The sequence below is a fragment of the Pediococcus claussenii ATCC BAA-344 genome, assembly GCF_000237995.1.
Classification (GTDB): Bacteria; Bacillota; Bacilli; order Lactobacillales; family Lactobacillaceae; genus Pediococcus; species Pediococcus claussenii.
Genome location: NC_016605.1, coordinates 1364110 through 1380430, shown reverse-complemented (window position 1 = coordinate 1380430; position 16321 = coordinate 1364110). Strand labels below are relative to the sequence as shown.

The following is a 16321-nucleotide window of genomic DNA, read 5'->3' as shown; positions in this document are numbered from 1 at the left end:
GAATGTGAGGAAAGAAAATGGTAAGATACTTAGCTCGAAGAATTTTCTACTTGCTAGTCACATTATTCTTGATTGCCAGTGTTACGTTCTTCTTAATGAAGTTAATGCCCGGGACACCCTTGAACAACCAGGCAAAGTTAACACCATCACAGATTAAAGTGATTTATGCACAGTACGGATTAAATAAACCAGTGTGGCAACAATATTTGTCCTATCTGGTAAATGCAGTACATGGTAATTTTGGAACTTCATTCCAATTTAATAACCAACCAGTTTCATATTTAATTGGAAGTCGAATTGGACCTTCTGCAATTATTGGTGGACAAGGTATGCTTCTTGGAATTGTTCTTGGAATCATTACTGGTTCACTAAGTGCAATCCGTAAGAATACTTGGGTTGATGCAACAGCGAATATTATTTCGATTTTGGGAATGTCAATTCCGAGTTTCGTTTTGGCAATTGTGTTGCAGTACTATTTAGGCTTGAAGTTACAAGCATTTCCAGTTGCTGGATGGGGAGGATTTGCAAGTACAGTTCTTCCATCAATTGCTTTAGCAGCAAACCCATTTGCTGTAACGTCACGTTTTGTTCGGACAGAAATGGTTGATGTTATGGGAAGCGACTATATTGAATTAGCGCGAGCAAAGGGGCTAAGTGAAAATGGGGTTGTTTACCACCATGCGTTACGTAATAGCTTAATTCCACTAGTTACTGTTATTGGACCATTGGCTGTTGCTATTATGACTGGATCCATGGTTGTTGAAAACATTTTCTCGATACCTGGTATTGGTGAGCAGTTTGTTAAGTCGATATTAGTTAATGACTACCCAACAATTATGGGTGTCACAATGTTATTCTCAGGATTGCTATGTTTAGTACTTTTAATTACCGACATTGTTTATGGTCTTATTGATCCACGAATTAGACTAGCTGGAAAGGAAGGATAGTCATGGAAGAAAAAGTTAAGTTACCTGAAAATGCTTTTGAGCCAGTCGGCAAAAATGACGGCTTAGATGATGAAAAAATTGCTGCTCCTTCTAGGACTTTCCTTCAAGATGCGTGGCGCCGTTTAAAGGAAAATAAGGCTGCTTTTATTAGTTTGTGGATTCTGGTTATAATTGGCTTATTTGCCTTTACATCGCCCTTGACGGCTCCAAATCCCAACAACTCTAATCCTAATTATGCTAATTTACCACCTAAAATACCTGGAGTTCATATTAATGGCTTTAATGGTACAAGTATTCAAGGTGGAGCACGTGTTGATCAGTATAAAGCTAACAATGTTCCATCGAATAAGTACTATATTCTTGGAACAGATTATCTTGGACGCAGTTTAGGACAGCGTATTTTACATGGGACTATGATTTCATTAATGATTGGTCTCTTTGCTACTCTGATTGATTTATTGATTGGAGTTGGGTATGGGATCTTCTCAGCTTGGAAAGGTGGCAGGGTTGACATCTTTATGCAGCGTGTAATTGAAATCATGTCATCAATTCCTAATATCGTTATCATGGTTCTACTGTTACTTGTTTTAAAAGGTGGTATGTTGCCAATTATTTTAGCGATTGTTATTAATGAGTGGACAACGATGGCTCGTCTCACTCGTGCACAAACCCTTCAATTAAAGAGCCAGGAGTATGTTTTGGCGGCTCAAACATTAGGTGAGTCTTCTTGGAAAATTGCCGTTAAACATTTATTACCAAATCTTTCTAGTGTTATTATCATTCAAACTATGTTTACTATCCCAACGGCTATTTTCTTCGAGGCCTTCTTAAGTTATATTGGGATTGGTATTCAAGCTCCAACTGCATCATTAGGTACTTTGATTAACGATGGACAGCGTAATTTCCAATTCTTGCCTTTCCAGATGTGGTATCCAGCCATTGTTTTGGCAATTATCATGATAGCTTTTAATATTTTAGCTGATGGATTGCGTGATGCGTTTGATCCACGTACGGCAAGAAGATAGGAGGAAATTAATTTATTATGGATAAAATGAATAAAGTACTTGAAGTTAAAAATTTGACGATTAATTTCCATACTTATGCTGGTACGGTTCAAGCGATTCGTAATGTTAGTTTTTCGGTTAATAAGGGTGAAACACTAGCAATTGTTGGGGAATCGGGTTCTGGTAAAACTGTTACAACCAAAACAATTATGGGGCTACTGGCAAATAACGCGGAAGTAGTTGATGGTTCAATTGAATTTCATGGGAAAAACATCCTAGAAATGAATAAAAAAGAACTACAGAATATGCGTGGTAAGGACATTGCCGAAATTTTCCAAGATCCAATGACATCACTGGATCCAACAATGAGAATTGGTCGCCAAATTGCGGAACCTCTTATGGTGCATAAAGGTGTTGCTAAGGATAAGGCAGAAAAACAAGCTCTCGAGATGCTGAAGTTAGTTGGAATCAAAGATGCGGAAGAACGTATCAATGACTATCCTCACCAGTTCTCAGGTGGTATGAGACAACGTATTGTCATTGCTATTGCATTAGTGTGCTATCCTGAAGTTTTAATTGCCGATGAACCTACTACCGCCTTGGATGTTACTATTCAAGCACAGATTCTAGATTTAATGAAGGAATTACAAGAAAAGATCTCTACTTCAATCATTTTTATTACTCATGATTTAGGTGTTGTTGCTAGTATGGCCGATCGAGTTGCGGTTATGTACGCTGGAAAAATTGTTGAATATGGAACAGTTGATGAGATTTTCTACAATCCCCAACATCCATACACATGGGGATTATTAAACTCAATGCCCACACTAGACACTGCTAAGGGTCAATTGGAACCAATCCCAGGGACACCGCCTGATTTGTTGGATCCACCAAAGGGAGATGCCTTTGCGGCGCGTAATCCATATGCTATGAAGATCGATGAAGAACAAGAACCACCATTCTTCAAAGTTAGTGATACTCATTATGCAGCTACTTGGCTTTTGCATCCAGACGCTCCAAAGGTTGAACCACCTGCTGAAGTAGTTCGTCGACAGGGTATTTATAAGGAACGTTTGGCTTCTGGTACCTTGAATCAAGGTCATATACATTCCAATACCAATACAAGTATCGGAGCAGCTGATGATGACGATGCCATCGGAGAATAGGAGGAAACCAAGTTATGGATTCAAGGAAGAAAATTCTTGAGGTTAAGCATTTAAAACAGTACTTTAACATCGGAAAAAAAGATGAAGTACGCGCCATTGATGACGTTTCCTTTGACATTTACGAAGGAGAAACATTTGGTCTGGTGGGTGAGTCTGGTTCAGGTAAAACAACTACGGGACGCGCAATCATTCGCTTGCAAGATCCCACAGATGGCCAAGTTATCTTTGAGGGAAGAGACATCGCCTCGATAAAAAAGAAATCTGATATGATGAGTTTTCGTCGTGAGATGCAAATGATTTTTCAAGATCCGTATGCCTCGCTTAATCCACGTATGAAGGTTAAAGATATTGTAGCAGAAGGGATTGATATTCATCATCTAGTTAAAAATGATGCTGAAAGAACCCAACGAGTTGAAGAATTACTTGAAACAGTTGGATTGAACAAAGATCATTCTAGTCGATACCCAAATGAATTTTCTGGTGGACAGCGTCAGCGTATTGGGATAGCTCGTGCTTTAGCTGTAAAACCGAAGTTTATTATTGCTGATGAACCAATTTCTGCACTGGACGTTTCAATTCAAGCGCAGGTTGTAAACTTGATGAAAGAGTTGCAAGAACAAGAGGGATTAACATACCTCTTTATCGCACATGATCTTTCAATGGTTAAATATATTAGTGATCGAATCGGTGTTATGCATTATGGTAAAATTTTGGAAATTGGTCCAGCAGATGAAGTTTATAACCATCCGCTCCACGCATATTCGCAGAGTCTAGTTTCTGCTGTACCAGAACCAGATCCTGAATTTGAACGTAATCGTCGCCAAGTTGCCTATGATCCATCTCGTGAGTTTGATAATAAGACTCGTGCAATGGTTGAAATTGCGCCAGGACATTTTGTTAGAGCTGCAGAAGATGAGGTTAATGAATATAAGGCGAAGGCTGCTGAGTATGGGGTTAAACCGGTTTAAATAGATGTAGCTAATAACCAATTGGGACGTGACTAAGTTCCTATAGTAATAGCCACCAAATGAGGGTGAAATCCTTATTTGGTGGCTATTTTGTTGTATTTAAAATAAAAAGTGCTAGTCCTGGTCTTCAGCAATATTCTAGAATGAAATAACAAATGTATATTGTTACTTCATGAATTAAAATACTTTAAAAATTAGTTTAAGTCATGACCGCTTTACCTAAAATATTTCGCTTCTCTTTTGCAATTCTTGATCTTTTTCTTTGAGTTCTTCGTCTTTTTGATTTAGATCAAAGATTCGCCAACATAGCAGGGCAATGGCCCAGGTCAGTATGAATAAGCAAACAAGAATGATGCCCAACATGTTAAAGTTCAATGCTTGTGCCCATTGAATTAAAAAGAAATTTGAATGTAATTCAGTACCAAGGGCTTGTAAAACATCAATAATGCCAACAAAAAAAGCTGCTGATACTGATAGGCCTGTGAGTGCTAAATTATAATATACTTTTCGATATGGTGATGAGAATACCCAACTATAAGCGGTACTCATAAATAAGCCATCACATGAGTCCATGAAACACATACCTGAAGTGAATAACAACGGAAATGAAAATACAGCGTACCAAGGAATACCTTTACTAGTGGCAACTGCAGAAGTTGCTAGTACAGCAATTTGAGTTGCTGTATCAAAACCTAAACCGAATAAGAAACCAACACAGATGACTTGCCAGTTATGTTTAATAAGATTAAGGCTACGCTTAAAGAAGCGAAATACTTTTGTGTCAGTAGCTTGTTCAGCTTCTTCTGATTGTCCTCGGTTAATTGCTTTGAAGGAGCGCCATATACCAACTAGAATTGTTAAATTAATTAATCCTAATAGGAGAAGCATAAACCCTGCAAAAAGGGTTCCGAAAACACCACCAATATCCTGGAGTTGTGGAAGTTTAGTTTTTGACCATTCGACGAAGAAAATTGTAATTAAAGCCATAATTATTACAACTAATGAATGACCAAAGGAAAAATAGAAACCAACACCGTGTGTGTTTTTATTATCATTAACTAATTTACGAGTCATATTATCAATTGCAGAAATATGATCAACGTCAAAAGCATGTTGTAGGCCAAACGCGAATGATAGGAACGCCATCCCTAATAATGCTGGATAATGATTTAAATATGTAAAAACAAGTCCCCAACCGACGACGAATAATAGTAAGACATACCCACCAAATTTACCAATGTCTGGCGCCAGAGGATAGTGCTTAATTTGTTGCTCCAAGAGATGTTACCTCCAAAAATTAAATATTATGTTTTGGCAAGGACATCGAGTCTGTTGAAAATTCTTGTCTAAAGAATACTAACATTATCAGCTAATATATTTATGACATCAGATTAATTAATCAATAAATTATTGTTAACCAGGTTTTTTTGTATAATTTTGAGTAATTCTACTACCAAATAGTATTATTTTAAAAGGATTTTTAGATAGAAAGTGTATCTCAAGAAAAAGAACTGTTATACGAAACTTTGTTATTTCGTATAACAGTTCTTTTTTATCAAAAATCTAAGAACAATCCCGGGGCCCATTAATCAATGCCCTTTCATTATTAAGACAAGATTTCGCAGATTGAAAAACAAAAAAATAATTCTAGACATTTTTACAATGAATTAGTAAAACGTCTTAAAAGTTATCAAACTCAACATACATCCATTGAATTACAGATTTATCTTTTGAGGAAATCAGGTCGGCCGAGTCAGATGGTTGTTGACCATCAACTGTAAATACCCAGCCACTTTTATCGCCGGAATCAGTGAGTTCTCCAATGCTGTTAACATATAAAAATCCATCAGTTGATTCGTAGTAGTAATCTAATTTGTTTTCTTTAAAGAATGCTTTTGAAACATCGAAGACAGAATTAGCCCTGTTCCAATTAACGGTATGTGGAATTGTATATATTTTTTTTACGTTAATATTTTTTTTTCGATAAATCGAGGGAGTAACACCAGTAATTTTTTTTAATGTCTTAGTAAAATAACTAGTTTGTGTGAATCCGGCGTTATTTGAAATTAAATTAATTGGTGTTCTGGTTAAAATTAATTCCAGTTGTGATTGGGCAATTTTTTGGTGATTTACATAGTTAATGAAGTTAACATGCATATACTTTTTAAAAATTCTACTTAAATATGATGAAGACAGGAACACATGGTTGGCAACACTATCAAGTGTGAGAGAGCTGTTTAAATTTTTACATATATATTCCGTTGCATATTGGATACTTTGGATGGCCTCAACTTTTTCGGAACTTATTGGCACCTCAGGATCTGGTAATACAGAAACAGCATGGGTAGTTGATTTTAGTTGAAGCAACGTACTCAAAAAATTGATTTGAGTTAATTGATCTTTAGTTAGGGGGTCAAGAACCTCAGATGATGAGCCTGAAAAATCTGTAAAAATACTGCTAAATAAATTAGATAAATATTCTTTTGAAAGTTGAAGTCTACGATGTGAAGATTTTGCCGAGTTACACATCGTAAATCCCCAAATTTGATCGTTCAAAATGATGGGAAAAATAATGTATTTTCCGAAAGAGGCGGGATCAATCGCATGTTGAATGATTTTACTGTCAGTTGAAACAGTACCGTCATTAACTAGCACCCCAGAAAGACTAAAAAAGAGCGCATCTATTTGAGTGATTTCAACAAATGAATTTAAGGATCTGGCAAGCCTTTTATAGGTCTCAGAATGAATGGGTTCTAGTAGATTATTCATAATGTCCTCCTCATTTTGGTATAAGCAATTCTAAAATATAAAACGCTTTCTTAATAATGAGTTTAAAGCAAAATATTACAAGTTACAAGATGTAATATTGTCATTTTATTATACTAATACTAATATTTTGCAGCAAAATAGTAAAAATGCGTTTTAAATATAGAGCAAAACAAAAAAAATACAATTTGCGTTTTAAATTGAAAATAATATTTTTTTACGATAAGCAAATTACTTACTTAAAAAAAGTAATAAATTATTGATCAATTAAACTATTTCACAGATAAATGTTTATTCTTTGGTATTATTTTGTCTTCATAAGCTTAAAACTTGTACAAAATTTAAGGCTAAAGTGCAATATTTTGATTTCATTTACCAATATCATAATTGTGTTAGAAGCAGATGATACTATAAAGTCTGTAAGGGTTTTCTTGTACGTTCCGACGTCGATTCAAAAACACTAGGAGGAATATCTACATTGAAGAAAATATATGCAATATTTAATAGTTTATATACTCAATGTGCAATCTTGTTGGCACTTGGCTTTACGTTCGTTCCTACAGTGGTTCATGCAATGCACATAATGGAAGGAATGTTACCACCATTATGGTGCGTGTTTTGGTATGCAGTTAGTCTTCCTTTTTTTATGTATGGTCTTTATCGATTGAAAAAGATTTCTGAAAATTCTAACTCGAAAAACACAAAATTAATGTTTGCCTTATGCGGAGCATTTGTATTTGTTCTTTCTTCATTGAAGCTCCCATCAGTTACAGGTTCTTCATCACATCCGACTGGTGTTGGTTTAGGAACTGTAATGTTTGGGCCAGGAGTTTTAGTGATTATGGGTGTGATTGTGCTATTATTTCAAGCTTTACTACTTGCTCATGGTGGTTTAACTACACTAGGCGCTAATGCTTTTTCGATGACGATCGTTGGACCAATTATCGGTTTTCTGGTTTTGATACTTTGCAAAAAAATGAATGTTAATAAAAAGGTTGCTATCTTCCTCTGTGCATTCTTTGCAGATCTATCTACTTATGTAACAACAGCATTTCAACTTGCAGTGGTTTTCCCAGATCCCAATAAGGGTATTCTAGGAGCTGCGGTTAAATTTATGGGTATTTATGCCGTTACACAGGTGCCACTAGCGCTTGCAGAAGGTTTTTTAACAGTAATTGTTTATAACCTAATAGTTAGCAATGGCCTTTGGAAAGAAGGGAGCACAATTCTAAATGAAGAATACTAAACAGAACGTAATTTTATTAGTAATTGTTGTTTGTCTTGTTGTATTTCCTCTAGTTTTTATAAAAGGAGGGGAATTTGGTGGAAGTGACGACCAAGGAACTGCACAAATCAAAAAGAATGATCCTTCGTATCGAGTGTGGGCACATCCACTGTGGACTCCGCCATCAGGTGAAATAGAAACGTTGATTTTTACATTACAGGGAAGTTTTGGAACAGGAGTAATAGCATATATTATTGGATTTGCTCGTGGAAAAAAGAAAAATAGTAAGGAAGAATAAACAATGTTAGTGATTGATAAGTATGCTTACGAAAATAAAATCGCCAAAAAAAATCCTTGGATCAAAATCGGAATTTTTGTTTTAGGGCTTGTACTAGCATTTCAACCTAAAGCGGATATTAAATTGGCGACTATTATGATTTATGCAGGAATTACGATTTTCGTAACACAGATATCAATTCGAACATATTTAAAGTGGTTTTACGTGATTTTACCTTTTTTAGTTCTGAGCATTTTAGGAATTGTGTTAACGGTTTCTTACAACGAGGATACATTAATTACGTCGTTTTCCGTTGGATCATCATTTTTTGGTGTTTCTCGGCAGATGCTACCTAAAGGACTAATGCTTGGCTTGCAGTCGTTAACTGCAATTGTAGATGTATTTTTTCTGGCATTGACAACTCCATTTCAACAAATTATTAAAGTGCTGTTGCAATTACATTTTCCTAAGATATTTGTAGAACAAGTTATCTTGATCTATCGCTTTATTTTTATATTTTTAGATGCTAGCGCTAAAATTTACCACGCTCAAAGTATGCGACTTGGATATCACGATTTCAGAGTATCAATTGAATCAATTTCAATTTTGATAAAAATGCTATTTATGCAAGTGATTATTGACTTTGAGTATTTACAAAACAGTTTGGAAGTAAAACTTTTTGAAGGCGATTTTCATATCGAATAAGAGGCTAATATGATTTCTTTAAAAAACTTGGATTTTTCCTATGATAATAAAAATAAAATTCTAGATAACCTTAACATCGATTTTGGTGAACAAGGGCAGATTATTGGAATTGTGGGCCCAAATGGTTCAGGAAAATCAACAATCTTTAAGAACATTGTGGCTTTGGAAAAACCTACTAGCGGATTTGTTCAAGTAGATGGTGTTCCAATTAAATATTCCAAAAAGGGATTGTTTAATTTACGATCACAAATTGGAATGGTTTTTCAAAATGCAGATCATCAAATTTTTTTCTCAAATGTATCTGAAGATGTTAGTTTTGTACTGAAAAATTTGAAATATAGTAAGAAGCAAATTGGGGAACGATTGGATTGGGTTTTTAAAGAACTAGATATGGAAGATATAAGGGATCGGCCCGTTCAGTATCTTAGTGGTGGGCAGAAAAGAAGAGTTGCAATTGCAGGTGTGATGGTAATGAAACCGAAGTGGCTATTGTTAGATGAACCAACAACGGGATTAGATTTTGATGGTATTAAACGCATGAAAAACTTGATTAAACAGCTAATGAAAAACGGACAGCGCTTTATTATATCGAGTCATGATATGAATTTTATGTATGATATTTGTGACTATTTTTATGTTATTAAAGGTGGTTCTTTGCTTGGAAAGGGAACTAAACAGGTCGTTTTTGAGAATCAAGAGATTATGACACAAGCACAGTTAGAGATTCCATTTATTGTTAAACTACATCGAAAATTTGGAACTGAGCTATTTGAGAATGAAGAGGAGCTATTTAATTCACAAATAAAACTGAGGTAGAAGAAAGGTAAGGAAGATATGACAAAACGACTTATGTTTCAGGGAACAGCTTCTGACTCTGGGAAAAGTTGGATGGTTGCAGCTTTTTGTCGCTATTTAACTAATCAAGGTAACGAAGTAGTTCCATTTAAATCTCAAAATATGGCATTGAATTCATATATAACCCCGGAAGGTTTTGAAATGGGAAGAGCGCAGGTGTTTCAGGCAGAAGCAGCCAGGAAAATTCCAAATGTTCGTATGAATCCGGTTTTGTTAAAACCTTCAACTGATTCTGAATCTCAAATCATTGTTGACGGTAAAGTAATCGGTGATATGAAAGCAAAAGACTATTTTCAATTTAAAAACCGGCTTCGATCATTTGTTCAAAATGACTTTGACCAACTTGCTAGTGAAAATGACGTTGTGCTGTTGGAAGGTGCCGGTAGTCCGGCTGAAATCAACTTGAATAAAAACGATTTTGCAAACATGGGAATGGCAGACATGGCTGATGCGCCAGTTGTTTTGGTGGCAGATATTGATAAAGGTGGTGTGTTTGCTTCTATTTATGGAACTATCAAACTATTACCTGTGGAGCACCAAAAACGGATTAAAGGCATCATTATCAATAAGTTTAGGGGAGATGTTTCGCTTTTACAAAATGGTAACAATCAAATTGAAGAACTAACAGGAGTACCGGTTTTAGGAGTAATGCCAATGACTGATTTGGACATTGATGAAGAGGACAGTGTGGCTTTAGCTCGTAAGTCCCAGGAAAAAGTCCCAGGAAAAGATCTCGATATTGCTGTGATTGTAGTTCCTAAGATTTCTAATTATACGGATTTTAATAGTTTTAAACAGTATAAAGATGTCTCAGTTCGCTACGTTCGGAATGTTTCACAACTTGGGATACCCGATTTGATTATCATTCCAGGAAGTAAAAATACAAACGAAGATCTCAGCTATTTAAGGAAAATTGGATTTGTAGATGCAATTAAAAATGCTCATAGCCAAGGATGCAAGGTATTTGGAATTTGCGGTGGGTACCAAATGTTAGGTAAGAAATTAGTTGATAAACAACATATTGAATCACAGATTGAAGAACAGCAAGGAATTGGATTATTGAATGTTACGACATATTATGAGGATCAAAAGACGACAACACAAGCCTGCGCTCAGAAAGACGGATACCAACTTACTGGTTACGAAATCCACATGGGAAAAACAATCTTGGGATCCAAGGTTAAGCCCTTTTCCGAAATTAGAGAAGTAAACGGAAAGAAAAGGTCGAGAAATGATGGGGCAGTAAGTTCAGATCTGTCAGTTAATGGTACGTATTTACATGGAGTCTTTGATAACGCATTATGGACGCGTCATTTTTTGAATAACATTCGTTTATCGAAGGGGCTTGAACCAATTTTTGAAGAAGTGATACCTATCCAAGAATATAAGAGTCAGCAATACGATAAATTGGCAAAGATATTTGCCAAAAATGTGGATGTTAGTTCACTCTTAAAAATTCTTGATGAGTCAGAAAAGTAGGTTAGAAGATGTATCCAGTAATGCTTAATTTAAAAAATAAAAAAGTGGTTATTGTCGGTGGCGGAATGGTTGCCGCCCGTAAATTAAGAGGCTTACAGAGTGAGAATGCCCAAATCACTATCATTAGTCCGCAAGTTGATTTTGAGATCAATCCGAACAAAGTACGGTGGATTAAAGCAGATTATTTACCAGAATTGACTAAAGATGCTGATATAGTGTTCGCCTGTACGAATGACAAGGCGGTTAACCAAATGATTTATCAGGATGCGGCCCAACACCAGTGGATTAATAATGTAAGCAATAAGGAAAGTTCCGATTTATATAACGTTTCGGTCGTCCAAGATGAAGCAGTTACCTATGCGATTTCCACCAATGGAACTAATCCGGCATTAGCAAAGAAAACAAGAATTAGATTACAAGAGTTTTTAAAAATTAAGAGAAAGGAGGAATAATAATGTTTCTAATTTGCATGGGGTTAGACTATCATAAAACGCCAATTAAAATACGCGAATCAATGTATTTTAAGGAAAATCAACTTTCTGAAGCTGACCAAATGCTTTTTGCAGAGAAGAGTATTTTGGAGAATGTAATTCTATCGACGTGTGAACGAACTGAAGTCTATGCAGTTGTTGACCAAGTTCATACCGGTAAATACTATATTAAACGCTTTTTGGCATCTGAATTTGGGATTGCCATGGATAAAATATCGGAATATTTAAATGTAAGAACTGGAGAACAGGCGGTTTACCATCTAATGGAACTGACTTGCGGATTGGATTCGCCCGATATTGGTGAGCCACATATTTTGGGACAAGTTAAGAATGCCTTTTTTACGGCACAGAGTTCTAAAAGTACTGGTGTTTTATTTAATCATTTGTTCAAGCAGGCTATTTCGTTTTCAAAGTGGACGCATTACGAGTACAAAATAAACGAGTATGGTGAGACCTCAACTCAGATTGGATTGCATGCCGCAAAGACACGCTTTAATAAATTGGAAGACCGCAAGCTTTTAATTGTTGGAGCCGGTGACATGGCAAAACAGGTATTACAAAATGCTTCCGGAATGGGATTTGAATCTATTCAAATTACTAATCGTAGTTTAGACCATGCAAAACAACTAGCTGATTTGATTGAGGAAGAGGTTCTAATTTCACCAATTACCCAATTGCAGCAGGAAATTGCAGCAGCCGATATTATTGTGACGGCTTGGGGTGGTAGACAGCAATTGATTGAACCAAGTTGGGCAGAATCTCAAGGAGCAGATTTAAATGAGAAAGTTTTCATTGATTTAGGATTACCTCGCAACATCGAATTTGTCAGTAACTTTACCGATTTTTATTACGATCTGGATCACCTTGCAAATATTACAACGAAAAATCATGATTTGAAGTTGCATTTGGTTAAACAGGTAAAAGCAAAGATTCCGGATCAAGTCGAAGAGTATTTTTTGTGGCAAAAGCAGTTGAATGTTGTTCCATTGATTAGATCTATTCGGGAAAGATCAACTGCTATTCAATCTGATGTATACGAAAGTTTAGTCAATAAATTACCAGAGCTTAATGATCATGAACAAAAAGTGATTCGAAAACATATGAAAAGTATTGTTAATCAAATGCTGAAGAGTCCAATTAAAGAGATTAAAGAACTTTCAACGCTTGACGATGGAGACGACTATTTGAATATGTTGAATATAATTTTTAAAAGGGATGCGTAGTAATCATGAAAAAAATTATCAGGGTTGGAACACGGAAAAGTATTTTAGCTGTACGTCAAACAAACCTAGTGATCGAGCAACTTAAAGAGAATAGTCCTGGTGTTGATTTCGAAATTGTGAACATCACGACGTTAGGTGATCGAGACTATACGACTAATATCAAAATGATCTACGGAAAGGGAATCTTCGTAACTGAAATTGAAGATGCTCTCCGGACTGGCAAAATTGATCTGGCGGTGCATAGTTTAAAAGACCTATTGCCCGAGACGCCTCAAGATTTAAGCCTATCGAGCATTCCGACTCGAGAATCACCATACGATTGCTTGCTAACCAAAACTAAAATCCAATCTATTCAAGATTTGCCGGAGCATGCGAGAATTGGTACGAGTAGTATTCGCCGAATTTCAGAGTTGAAACATATTAGATCTGATATCGAAGTTGTTCCAATTCGAGGGAACCTAGACACTCGAATTAGAAAAATTGATGAGATGAATTTAGAAGGAATCGTAGTTGCAGAAGCGGGGCTGAATCGCTTGAATCCAGAATTGAAACAAGTTTATAGAAGCCCGGCGATTCTAGAACTGATTCCATCTGCAGGTCAGGGGGCATTGGCAATTGAAACAAGAAAAGATGATGATTTTGTTTGTTCAATTGTTAAAAAAATTCATGATTTAAGGACATTTGATGAGGTAAAAGCAGAACGAGAATTACTGGCCAGTTTTGGAGGAACATGTAACTTTCCAGTTGGTAGTTTTGCGATTCAGAATGATAAAACAATTCAGTTGTTTGGATCTATATCTTCTTATGACGGAACCGATTGGATTGATACTGTTATCGAGCGAAACATTAAACAAAGTCAAAATATTGCAAGTGAAGTTTATCAAAAGTTACTTGCAATGGGAGCTGACAGAATATTGAAAGAGATTAAGGAGAATGAAAATGAATAATTTTGATCGTCATCGTCGTTTAAGAACAACTGCAACAATGCGAGACTTAATGCGAGAAACCGTGGTTACAAAAAATGATTTAATTGCACCTGTCTTTGTCGAGGAAGGGCTAAATGGTTCGACTCCGATTTCTTCAATGCCAGGTGTCTCACATTTTGGGTTGGATTCAATTTTGAATGAGGTTCAGGAAATTGTGGATGCAGGTATTAAATCAATTATTTTGTTTGGCTTGCCGAAAGATGAGAACAAGGATGATATCGGGACAGGTGCCTGGTCTGACGACGGAATTGTTCAGCAGGCGACCAGAAAGATTAAGAATAAGTTTCCAAACCTAATCATTATTGCGGATTGTTGTATGTGTGAATATACATCAACTGGTCATTGCGGAATAGTTAAAGAAGGTTATGTTGATAATGATGAGTCATTAAAATACATTGCTCGTACCGCAGTTAGTCAAGCTAAGGCGGGGGCTGATATCATTGCGCCTTCGAATGCAATGGACGGTTATGTTACAGCAATTCGATTTGCTTTGGATCAAGCTAATCTGGTCAATATACCAATAATGTCTTATGCGGTTAAATATGCTTCAAGTTTTTATGGTCCGTTCCGAGAAGCTGCGAACAGTGCACCAAAGTTTGGTGACCGAAAGTCTTATCAAATGGATCCTGCAAATCGCTTAGAGTCAATTCGAGAAGCAGTCAGTGATCAAAAAGAAGGTGCAGACTTTGTAATGGTTAAACCATCAATGGCTTTCTTGGATGTAATGCGTGAGATTAAGGATCAAGTTAATCTACCAATGGTTGCCTACAACGTTTCTGGGGAATACGCAATGATTAAAGCGGCAGCCGCTAACGGTTGGATTGATGAACAATCTGTTGTATATGAAACGTTAACCGGCATGAAACGAGCAGGTGCTGATTTGATAATCACATATTTTGCTAAGGACTATGCTAAGTATTTGGACCAACAAGGAGAGTAATTAAATGAAGAATTTTGAAAAATCAATTGCAGCATACAAGGAAGCAGTTCGTTACATGCCCGGTGGTGTAAATAGTCCTGTACGTGCTTTTAGTAACGTTGAGATGGATCCGATTTTTATCGAACGAGGAAAAAATCAATATTTGTATGATATCGATGGCAACTCATACGTTGATTATGTTCTGTCATGGGGGCCACTTATTTTAGGTCATGCTGATGATACCGTGATTTCAGCTTTAAAAGAAACAATTGACCGTGGTACAAGTTTTGGAGCACCAACGCTTGTTGAAACTAAATTAGCACAAACAATTCAATCGATTGTACCTTCAATGGAGATGATGCGGATGGTTTCATCTGGAACTGAGGCAACTATGAGTGCAGTTCGTTTGGCTCGAGGTTACACGGGTCGCGATAAAATTGTGAAATTTATTGGAAACTACCACGGCCATAGTGATTCATTAATTGTGGACGCTGGATCGGGTCTTGCGACTCTTGATATTAATACTTCACCTGGTGTACCAAAGAGTATTACGTATGAAACACTAACAGTCCCTTACAACGATGTTGAGGCAATTCAACGGTTATTTGAAAACTTTGGAGATGAAATTGCCGGCGTGATTGTTGAACCAATTGCGGGGAATATGGGATTAATTCCTGGTAAAAAGGAATTTCTACAAAAATTACGTGAATTAACAACTCAACACGGCTCAGTCTTAATATTTGATGAAGTAATGTCAGGATTCCGGTGTGATTTACATGGGGCACAAGGCTTATATGGTATTACTCCAGATTTAACAACTCTCGGAAAGGTCGTCGGAGGAGGGTTACCAGTTGGCGTTTTTGGTGGTAAGAGAGAAATCATGAAAAATATTACTCCTGAGGGCTCGGTCTATCATGCTGGTACGCTTTCGGGTAATCCGCTAGCAATGACTGCTGGTATTACAACTCTGACTCAGCTTAAAGAAGAAGATTATAGTAATATTTCGCGAAAGCTTGATTATCTAAGCGAAAAAGTTCAGGCATCTGCAAACCGAAATGGAATTCCATTTACGATCCGCCATGTCGGTTCTATGTGGGGGTACTTCTTTACAGATGGTACAGTGGAAAACTTTGATGATGTGCAAGCAACTAATAAAGATAATTTCTATAAGTTTTTCAATTATGCAATTCGTAATGGATTGTATATAGCATCTTCTCCATTTGAAACAAGCTTTTTATCAACAAAACACACAGATGATGATATTGAAAAAACGATTCAAGTTTTTTCAGATGCTTTTAAAACGATGTAGG

General features: G+C 36.3%; 16 protein-coding genes. 14 read left to right on the top strand and 2 right to left on the bottom strand.

Features of this window, described 5'->3' with window-relative positions; genetic code table 11:
- Positions 1–17 precede the first annotated feature (17 nt).
- Genes opp3b through PECL_RS06845 form a run of 4 tightly spaced genes read left to right on the top strand, consistent with a single transcriptional unit; the run spans position 18 to position 4085 of the window.
- Complete coding sequence (opp3b, locus tag PECL_RS06860; RefSeq protein ID WP_014215846.1) at positions 18–947, top strand: oligopeptide ABC transporter permease; 930 nt, start codon at positions 18–20, stop codon at positions 945–947.
- A gap of 2 nt (positions 948–949) precedes the next feature.
- On the top strand, positions 950–1972 hold the full coding sequence (locus PECL_RS06855) for an ABC transporter permease (protein ID WP_014215845.1): 1023 nt from the start codon (positions 950–952) through the stop codon (positions 1970–1972).
- A gap of 17 nt (positions 1973–1989) precedes the next feature.
- Positions 1990–3117: an ABC transporter ATP-binding protein gene (locus PECL_RS06850; protein ID WP_014215844.1), complete on the top strand. Its 1128-nt coding sequence runs from the start codon at positions 1990–1992 to the stop codon at positions 3115–3117.
- A 14-nt stretch (positions 3118–3131) separates the two neighbouring features.
- The gene (locus PECL_RS06845; protein ID WP_014215843.1) at positions 3132–4085 is read left to right on the top strand and encodes an ABC transporter ATP-binding protein; all 954 of its coding nucleotides are present in this window, start codon (positions 3132–3134) and stop codon (positions 4083–4085) included.
- Between the two features lie 219 nt (positions 4086–4304).
- Here the strand turns inward: PECL_RS06845 and PECL_RS06840 are convergent, their stop codons facing one another.
- Positions 4305–5363, bottom strand: a complete 1059-nt coding sequence (locus PECL_RS06840) for a HoxN/HupN/NixA family nickel/cobalt transporter (protein ID WP_014215842.1) — start codon at positions 5361–5363, stop codon at positions 4305–4307.
- A 402-nt stretch (positions 5364–5765) separates the two neighbouring features.
- Entirely contained in the window at positions 5766–6854 is a 1089-nt protein-coding gene (locus tag PECL_RS06835; protein WP_014215841.1) for a helix-turn-helix domain-containing protein, read from the bottom strand.
- A gap of 523 nt (positions 6855–7377) precedes the next feature.
- Between PECL_RS06835 and PECL_RS06830 the strand changes: the two genes are divergently transcribed.
- The 10 genes from PECL_RS06830 to hemL are packed head-to-tail and all read left to right on the top strand — an operon-like array spanning position 7378 to position 16320.
- Positions 7378–8097 (top strand): energy-coupling factor ABC transporter permease, encoded by a 720-nt coding sequence (locus PECL_RS06830; protein WP_050899618.1) that lies wholly within the window; start codon positions 7378–7380, stop codon positions 8095–8097.
- Positions 8084–8374: an energy-coupling factor ABC transporter substrate-binding protein gene (locus tag PECL_RS06825; protein ID WP_014215839.1), complete on the top strand. Its 291-nt coding sequence runs from the start codon at positions 8084–8086 to the stop codon at positions 8372–8374. The genes PECL_RS06830 and PECL_RS06825 overlap by 14 nt, the downstream gene beginning before the upstream one ends.
- A 3-nt stretch (positions 8375–8377) precedes the next feature.
- A complete protein-coding gene (gene cbiQ / locus PECL_RS06820) occupies positions 8378–9058 on the top strand; it encodes a cobalt ECF transporter T component CbiQ (protein ID WP_014215838.1) in 681 nt (226 codons plus the stop codon).
- A 9-nt stretch (positions 9059–9067) separates the two neighbouring features.
- Positions 9068–9874 carry an energy-coupling factor ABC transporter ATP-binding protein gene (locus PECL_RS06815; RefSeq protein WP_014215837.1) on the top strand — a complete coding sequence of 269 codons (807 nt, stop codon included), beginning with the start codon at positions 9068–9070 and terminating at the stop codon, positions 9872–9874.
- Between the two features lie 18 nt (positions 9875–9892).
- The gene (locus tag PECL_RS06810) at positions 9893–11392 is read left to right on the top strand and encodes a cobyric acid synthase (protein WP_014215836.1); all 1500 of its coding nucleotides are present in this window, start codon (positions 9893–9895) and stop codon (positions 11390–11392) included.
- Positions 11393–11412: 20 nt separating this feature from the next.
- Positions 11413–11844: a precorrin-2 dehydrogenase/sirohydrochlorin ferrochelatase family protein gene (locus PECL_RS06805; protein ID WP_231952008.1), complete on the top strand. Its 432-nt coding sequence runs from the start codon at positions 11413–11415 to the stop codon at positions 11842–11844.
- Between the two features lie 2 nt (positions 11845–11846).
- Complete coding sequence (gene hemA, locus PECL_RS06800) at positions 11847–13106, top strand: glutamyl-tRNA reductase (protein WP_014215834.1); 1260 nt, start codon at positions 11847–11849, stop codon at positions 13104–13106.
- A 5-nt stretch (positions 13107–13111) separates the two neighbouring features.
- Complete coding sequence (gene hemC / locus PECL_RS06795; protein ID WP_014215833.1) at positions 13112–14053, top strand: hydroxymethylbilane synthase; 942 nt, start codon at positions 13112–13114, stop codon at positions 14051–14053.
- Positions 14046–15032: a porphobilinogen synthase gene (hemB, locus tag PECL_RS06790; RefSeq protein ID WP_014215832.1), complete on the top strand. Its 987-nt coding sequence runs from the start codon at positions 14046–14048 to the stop codon at positions 15030–15032. Before hemC ends, hemB begins: the two co-directional genes overlap by 8 nt.
- 4 nt (positions 15033–15036) lie before the next feature.
- Complete coding sequence (gene hemL, locus PECL_RS06785; RefSeq protein ID WP_014215831.1) at positions 15037–16320, top strand: glutamate-1-semialdehyde 2,1-aminomutase; 1284 nt, start codon at positions 15037–15039, stop codon at positions 16318–16320.
- Position 16321 lies beyond the last annotated feature (1 nt).

What these genes read in the sequence shown, in the direction of transcription:
- hemA (WP_014215834.1), top strand. Translation starts at nt 11,847, where the DNA reads ATGTTTCTAATTTGCATGGGGTTAGACTATCATAAAACGCCAATTAAA.
- opp3b (WP_014215846.1), top strand. Translation starts at nt 18, where the DNA reads ATGGTAAGATACTTAGCTCGAAGAATTTTCTACTTGCTAGTCACATTA.
- PECL_RS06835 (WP_014215841.1), bottom strand. Translation starts at nt 6,854, where the DNA reads ATGAATAATCTACTAGAACCCATTCATTCTGAGACCTATAAAAGGCTT.
- cbiQ (WP_014215838.1), top strand. Translation starts at nt 8,378, where the DNA reads ATGTTAGTGATTGATAAGTATGCTTACGAAAATAAAATCGCCAAAAAA.
- PECL_RS06850 (WP_014215844.1), top strand. Translation starts at nt 1,990, where the DNA reads ATGGATAAAATGAATAAAGTACTTGAAGTTAAAAATTTGACGATTAAT.
- hemL (WP_014215831.1), top strand. Translation starts at nt 15,037, where the DNA reads ATGAAGAATTTTGAAAAATCAATTGCAGCATACAAGGAAGCAGTTCGT.
- PECL_RS06825 (WP_014215839.1), top strand. Translation starts at nt 8,084, where the DNA reads ATGAAGAATACTAAACAGAACGTAATTTTATTAGTAATTGTTGTTTGT.
- PECL_RS06855 (WP_014215845.1), top strand. Translation starts at nt 950, where the DNA reads ATGGAAGAAAAAGTTAAGTTACCTGAAAATGCTTTTGAGCCAGTCGGC.
- hemB (WP_014215832.1), top strand. Translation starts at nt 14,046, where the DNA reads ATGAATAATTTTGATCGTCATCGTCGTTTAAGAACAACTGCAACAATG.
- PECL_RS06810 (WP_014215836.1), top strand. Translation starts at nt 9,893, where the DNA reads ATGACAAAACGACTTATGTTTCAGGGAACAGCTTCTGACTCTGGGAAA.
- hemC (WP_014215833.1), top strand. Translation starts at nt 13,112, where the DNA reads ATGAAAAAAATTATCAGGGTTGGAACACGGAAAAGTATTTTAGCTGTA.
- PECL_RS06805 (WP_231952008.1), top strand. Translation starts at nt 11,413, where the DNA reads ATGCTTAATTTAAAAAATAAAAAAGTGGTTATTGTCGGTGGCGGAATG.
- PECL_RS06845 (WP_014215843.1), top strand. Translation starts at nt 3,132, where the DNA reads ATGGATTCAAGGAAGAAAATTCTTGAGGTTAAGCATTTAAAACAGTAC.
- PECL_RS06815 (WP_014215837.1), top strand. Translation starts at nt 9,068, where the DNA reads ATGATTTCTTTAAAAAACTTGGATTTTTCCTATGATAATAAAAATAAA.